The organism is Pseudomonas sp. MWU12-2037 (genome assembly GCF_023242345.1).
Classification (GTDB): Bacteria; Pseudomonadota; Gammaproteobacteria; order Pseudomonadales; family Pseudomonadaceae; genus Aquipseudomonas; species Aquipseudomonas gingeri_D.
Map to the genome: position 1 here is coordinate 122,417 of NZ_JALLIZ010000019.1, position 6,100 is coordinate 128,516.

The 6,100-nt window shown below is 62.1% G+C and carries 6 protein-coding genes; 5 read left to right on the plus strand and 1 reads right to left on the minus strand.

All coding sequences use genetic code 11. The features are described 5' to 3' along the window. Nucleotides 1-375: 375 nt before the first annotated feature. Complete coding sequence (yihA, locus tag M5B42_RS26405; protein WP_103496274.1) at nucleotides 376-1,020, minus strand: ribosome biogenesis GTP-binding protein YihA/YsxC; 645 nt, start codon at nucleotides 1,018-1,020, stop codon at nucleotides 376-378. Between the two features lie 189 nt (nucleotides 1,021-1,209). Here yihA and M5B42_RS26410 point away from each other — a divergent pair, with 189 nt between their 5' ends. The 5 genes from M5B42_RS26410 to M5B42_RS26430 all read left to right on the plus strand — a co-directional run bounded on the left by M5B42_RS26410 (nucleotide 1,210) and on the right by M5B42_RS26430 (nucleotide 6,098). Further along, the gene (locus M5B42_RS26410) at nucleotides 1,210-1,500 is read left to right on the plus strand and encodes a c-type cytochrome (RefSeq protein ID WP_103496275.1); all 291 of its coding nucleotides are present in this window, start codon (nucleotides 1,210-1,212) and stop codon (nucleotides 1,498-1,500) included. Between the two features lie 45 nt (nucleotides 1,501-1,545). Further along, on the plus strand, nucleotides 1,546-2,151 hold the full coding sequence (locus M5B42_RS26415) for a c-type cytochrome (protein ID WP_248747464.1): 606 nt from the start codon (nucleotides 1,546-1,548) through the stop codon (nucleotides 2,149-2,151). A 206-nt stretch (nucleotides 2,152-2,357) separates the two neighbouring features. Next, entirely contained in the window at nucleotides 2,358-3,005 is a 648-nt protein-coding gene (locus tag M5B42_RS26420) for a thiol:disulfide interchange protein DsbA/DsbL (RefSeq protein ID WP_103496277.1), read from the plus strand. Between the two features lie 10 nt (nucleotides 3,006-3,015). Further along, the gene (locus M5B42_RS26425) at nucleotides 3,016-3,876 is read left to right on the plus strand and encodes an endonuclease/exonuclease/phosphatase family protein (RefSeq protein ID WP_177103892.1); all 861 of its coding nucleotides are present in this window, start codon (nucleotides 3,016-3,018) and stop codon (nucleotides 3,874-3,876) included. Between the two features lie 17 nt (nucleotides 3,877-3,893). Further along, complete coding sequence (locus M5B42_RS26430; protein WP_248747465.1) at nucleotides 3,894-6,098, plus strand: diguanylate cyclase; 2,205 nt, start codon at nucleotides 3,894-3,896, stop codon at nucleotides 6,096-6,098. Nucleotides 6,099-6,100: the final 2 nt, after the last annotated feature.

Below are 6,100 nucleotides of genomic sequence, written 5' to 3' on the forward strand. Positions count from 1 at the left end.
TTAGTTCAGAAATAGGCGGCACTTATGCCAAATAGTTTTTGAAGATTTTCGGAACTAAATCGGCAAAACGACACTCAGAGTTACTGAATGGCTGGTGAAGCCCTTCGATGCTCCTATGTTGTGTTAAGTGTTGGCAGATATTCCGGACGCCGCCCTAGCGGTTCGGAACTTGGACCCCGAACTTCCCCTCCCCATACGAAGTCCGGGGTTTTTTTTGCCCCCAAACTGGCTGTGGCACGCTCATGCTGCGTTAAAAGCGCGGCGTGAAAGACTCATTTACAGCCAGTAAACTTCGCCTTTCACGCCGCGTTTTTGCCTTGCCTGAGCGCACCACAGCCAGTTTGGTGTCCGTCTGTCGGGCCTCAAAAGCGAGCCTTATTCCGCCGCCGCTTCTGCGCCCTTGTCCGCCAGTTCCATCCAGTCCGCCAATACAGTGTAGGCCTCTTCCAGGCCCTGGCGCTTGGGCGCCGAGAACAGCTGGATACTGATGGCGTCACCCCAGCCCTTGCGGATTTCCGCCTGGACCTTGAGCAAGGTGTTCTTCGCCGCGCCGTAGGTCAGCTTGTCGGCCTTGGTCAGCAGGATATGCATCGGCATGCCGCTGGCCACCGCCCAATCGAGCATCAACAGGTCGAAGTCGGTCATCGGATGGCGGATGTCCATCATCAGGATCAGACCCTTCAAACTCTCCCGGCCACCCAGGTAGGCTTCCAGGTGACGCTGCCAGTGCAGCTTCAGCGGAATAGGAACTTTTGCATATCCGTAGCCCGGCAGGTCGACCAGACGCCGATCATCGTCTAGCTTGAAGAAGTTCAATAGCTGTGTGCGACCCGGGGTTTTCGAGGTGCGCGCCAGGCTCGCATGGGTCAGGGTGTTGAGGGCGCTGGATTTGCCGGCGTTGGAACGGCCGGCAAAGGCCACTTCAAAACCTTCGTCGTCCGGGCACTGGTCGACTTTGGCGGCGCTGAGCATGAAGGTGGACTGTTGGCACAGGCCGAGAATGGGGTTCTTGAGTTGCATGGGATTTCCGATATGGGCGGTGCCGGGGATGGACGCGGCAGCAGTGTCATTTCCGTTTCAGTAGCGCCAGTATATAATGCCGCAGATTTTGTGTGTGCTTTGTCCCTGCATAGGATAAGGCCCACGGGGGCGATAGACCTAGACCGCGCAGTAGAACGCGGTACGTTCCCAACCCTGAGAAGGTCATTGATGACCCAATGGCTGCTGGCCGCCGGGCTCTTGATGCCGCTTTACAGCGCGCAGGCTACACAGGATCCGGAAGCCGTGTACAACCGTGTTTGTGGTGCCTGCCATGCCGGACAGTTGCCGATGGCCCCTCAAAAGGGTGACCAGGCGGCCTGGAAGCCAAGATTGGCGCAAGGTATGGAGACGCTGGTGCAACACGTGACCCAGGGTTTCAAGGCGATGCCGCCGCGTGGTTTGTGCATGGACTGCAGTACCGAGGATTACCGAAGCATCATCCAGTGGATGAGCGAGTAAGCCCGGTCCATAACTCTTAACCCTTAGCCGTAGTTGGATTAGCTGATGAACAAACTGATCGTGAGTCTGCTGTTGACCCTGGGGATCACAGGCCTGGCCCAGGCCGCCGGCGATGCCAAGGCCGGTCAGGCCAAGGCTGCTGTCTGCGGAGCCTGCCACGGGCCCGACGGCAACAGCATGGCCCCCAACTTTCCGAAACTCGCCGGCCAGGGCGAGCGCTACCTGACCAAGCAGATGCAGGATATCAAGTCGGGCAAGCGCACGGTGCTGGAAATGACCGGCCTGCTGACCAACCTGAGCGATCAGGACCTGTCCGATATCGCCGCCTACTTTTCCAGCCAGCAAGGCAGCGTCGGCGCCGCCGATCCCAAGGTCGTGGCCCGCGGCGAAGAGCTGTTCCGCGGCGGCAAGCTGGACCAGGGCATGCCCTCCTGCATCGGTTGCCACTCGCCCAATGGCGCGGGCAACGCCGCCGCCGGTTTCCCGCACCTGGGCGGCCAGCACGCGCAATACATCGCCAAGCAGTTGACCGACTTCCGCGAAGGCAACCGCACCAACGACGGCGATACCATGATCATGCGCAGCATCGCCGCGAAGATGAGCAACAAGGATATCGACGCCGTTTCCAGCTACGTACAGGGCCTGCACTGAGGGGCTGACGGCCTGGCGCGCGGTGGATTGTCATCTTTGGCAACGTTAATGATCGATTAATCCACTGCTGCAACGATAAAAGGGTGGCCTTGGCCGCCCTTTTTTGTGGCCGCTGCCGTTACACTAATTATCGAACTAGAGCCCGCCCCGGTCTGTCTGAGTTACAGGTCGCGTCTGGGGCCACTTTCCATGTCCAGGAGCAAAGCATGCGTAATCTGATTCTCAGCGCCGCACTCGTCACCGCCAGCCTGTTCGGCATGACGGCCCAGGCCGCCGATGTGCCACTTGAGGCCGGCAAGACCTACGTGGAACTGAGCAACCCTGTACCGGTTGCCGAGCCGGGCAAAATCGAAGTGGTCGAGTTGTTCTGGTACGGTTGCCCGCATTGCTACGCTTTTGAGCCGACCATCAACCCTTGGGTCGAGAAGCTGCCCAGCGATGTGAATTTCGTGCGTATTCCGGCGTTGTTCGGAGGCCCCTGGGATGCCCACGGCCAGCTCTTCGTGACCCTGGACACCATGGGTGTCGAGCATAAGGTCCACGCTGCAGTGTTCAATGCCATCCAGAAGGAACACAAGCAACTGGTCAAGCCTGACGACATGGCTGACTTTGTCGCCACCCAAGGCGTAGACAAGACCAAGTTCCTGGAAACCTTCAACTCTTTCGCCGTGAAGGGCAAGATGGCCCAGTATCGTGATCTGGCCAAGAAGTATGAAGTCAGTGGCGTACCGACCATGATCGTCAACGGCAAGTACCGCTTCGACCTCGGCACTGCTGGTGGTCCAGAAGCCGCACTGAATGTCGCCGACCAGCTGATCGCCAAGGAGCGGGCCGCCATGACGGCGGCCAAGTAAGGCCGCCGCCGTGATCGGGCGCTGGGGGACGGAGCGTCTCGTTGGCCTGCATGAGCCCAAGGTCAACGAGCGTCACCTGGAGAGCACCGGCCTGCCGGCGGACAACCGCTTGCGCCTGCTCAGTTTCAATATCCAGGTGGGCATCAGCACCCAGCGTTATCGACATTACCTGACCCGTGGCTGGCAACACCTGTTGCCCCATACCGGGCGGGCGGACAACCTGCAGAAGATCGGCGGCCTGCTCGCCGATTTCGATCTGGTGGCCCTCCAGGAGGCCGATGGTGGCAGCCTGCGTTCAGGTTATATCAATCAGGTCGAGCACCTGGCCCAGCTCGGGGCCTTTCCCTACTGGTACCAGCAACTCAATCGCAACCTCGGACGCCTGGGCCAGCACAGCAATGGCGTGCTGAGCCGTTTGCGGCCCTCGGCGATCGAGGATCATCCCTTGCCGGGGCCGGCCGGGCGCGGAGCCATTCTCGTGCGCTTTGGCGAGGGCTCGGAAGCCTTGGTGGTGGTGATGATGCACCTGGCCCTGGGGGCGCGGGCGCGTACCCGGCAACTGGCCTATATCCGCGAGCTGATCGGCGGTTTTCGGCACCTGGTGCTCATGGGCGACATGAACACCCAGGCCAGCGACCTGCTGCTACACTCGCCTTTACGCGACCTCGGTTTGCTCGCACCGCAGGTGGAAGCCACGTTTCCCAGCTGGCGTCCACAACGTTGCCTGGACCACATTCTGCTTAGCCCCAGCCTGACGCTGGAGCGAGTCGAGGTGCTGGCCCAACCTATTTCCGATCATTTGCCGGTGGCCGTCGAAATTCGCCTGCCAGGCTCCATCGGTTCTGATACGTTGCCGGCCTTGAGTAGCTAAATCTCGCGGACGCCGGCATGAGCAGCGAAGAAGTCGAACGCTGGAAAGAGAAATACCTTAAAAGCATCGAACAACAGGAAAAGCTCGAGCGTCGTTGGGACGCCCGTCTGGACCTGCTTCGCCGTGGGCTGGTGCGCAGCACCCTGGCGGCGGAAGGGACCGACCGCGCGGTCGACCAGTGCATGAAGGAAATGCGCGATATCATCCGCAGTGACGATATGGACGCGGGCCTGGCGGCGCTGCTGCCTCGCTTGGAAAAAGCCGTGCTCGACTCCGAACAGCGTCGCGAGACCCGCGCCGAACAGGTGAGCACCGCGTTGACCTCGCTGGTGACCCAGCTGCAATCCTTGCCGCTGACCCGTGAAGTCCGGCGGCCGCTGAAGAACTTCGCCAAGCAGCTTGAGGGCCGTGCTGGCCAGGCGCGGGAAATCCCGTTGCTGCTCAGCGAGCTCAGTGGTTTGCAAGGCAAGGCACTGACGCAGCTTGAGCAGCCGGCCGAGCCAGGGCGTCCCGGCCTGTTGCAACGGTTGTTCGGTGGCAAGGAGAATCCGCCAGAAGCCACCCCGGGTCAGTCGCCGGCCCAGCCCGCCGGGGCCGAACAGGTTCCGAGCCACGCGGTCGAACCCGTGGCGCGTGACCCTGAGGTTCAAGTGCCGGAGGCTGTTCATGCATCCGCACCAACAATCGCGCCACCTGTAGCCTTAGCGGCCCCTGCCGTCGAGCCGGCAGCGGCGTCCGTCCCCGCCCCTGTTGCCCCTGTTGAGGCCGCAGCGCCAGCCGAGCTCGAAGTGCCTGTGTCGGTGCCGCCGTCCGCTACCGAGCCCGAGCTGGTGCCCGCGGCCAAGTCCGTCGATGCGGTGGCCTATGTGCCGCAGGTGGTGCAGCCGGAGCCGTCTGTCGCTGTCGCCGAGGCGGTGCCCGAAGTGCCATCCGTGGCTATGGCGAGCTCGGCCGGGCAACCGCCGATTCTGGCCGTCGAGCCCAACATGGTGCCCACGCCTGCCGCCAAGGCGGCCGCACCGGCTGAAGCGCCAGCCCCTGTGCTGCATCCCGCTCCCGCAGTGTTTATCGACAGCCTGCCGTTACCCCCGGTGATGGCTGAAGCGCTGGCGGCCGTCGACCCGGAGTACCCCGAGCCGGATGTGCTGTTCGCCTTGCCCGAATCCCCGGAGCCGTCCTACAGCTCGGTGGCCGAACATATCGAGTCGACGTTGTTGGGCCTGCTCGACGACCTGACCCTGCCCGAACGTCACCAGGCCCATGCCGAAGCCATGCGCCACCGCCTCGAACATGGGTTGAACTGGTACGAATTGCTGCCGATCCTCGATGATCTGGCGGTGTTGATGCTGGCGATCAACGACAGCGGTCAACACGATTTCCAGATCTACCTCAAGCAACTCAACGAACGCCTGGAGTCGTTCCAGAGCAACCTGCAGGCGGCCAGTGCCGGGCATGCCGAAGGGCGTACGGCGGCGAACGAGCTGCACAGCCAGTTGCGCGAGCATGTCGATAGCCTGCAAAGCAGCGTGCAGGATGCCGCGGACCTGGAAAGCCTCAAGCATGTCCTGGAAAATCGCCTCGAAGGTTTGTTGGGCACCATGGACCAGCACCAGCAACAGCGGGCCATCCGCGAGCAGGAGGTTGCCGTGCGCCTGCAAAGCCTGGCCGAACGCGTGGCGCATATGGAGCAGGAGGCCCAGGGTTATCGTGACCACCTCGAGGAGCAGCGCCAGAAAGCCCTGGTCGACCCGCTGACCGGCCTGCCCAATCGTGCGGCCTGGAGCGAGCGCCTGGAGCAGGAAATGGCGCAGTGGCAGCAGCACGGCAACACCCTGCTGATCGCCATGCTCGATCTCGATCACTTCAAGCGGATCAACGACAACTACGGCCACCTGGCCGGTGACAAGGTGCTGAAGATCATTGCCAGCGAGTTGCGCAAGCGCCTGCGTCCCGGTGACTTCATTGCCCGTTTCGGCGGCGAGGAGTTTGTCCTGCTGGTGCCCGATACCTCGGTCACCGCGGGGCTCAAATTGACCGAGAGCCTGCGCGCGGCCATCGAGGCCTGTCCGTTCCACTTCAAGGGCGAGCGCGTGACCATCACCGTGTCGGTCGGGCTGTCGGCGTTCAAGACCGGCGAGCGCAGCGACCATGCGCTGAAAAGGGCCGATGAGGCGCTTTACCGGGCCAAGAATGCCGGACGTAACCGCATCGAACAAGGCTGAGT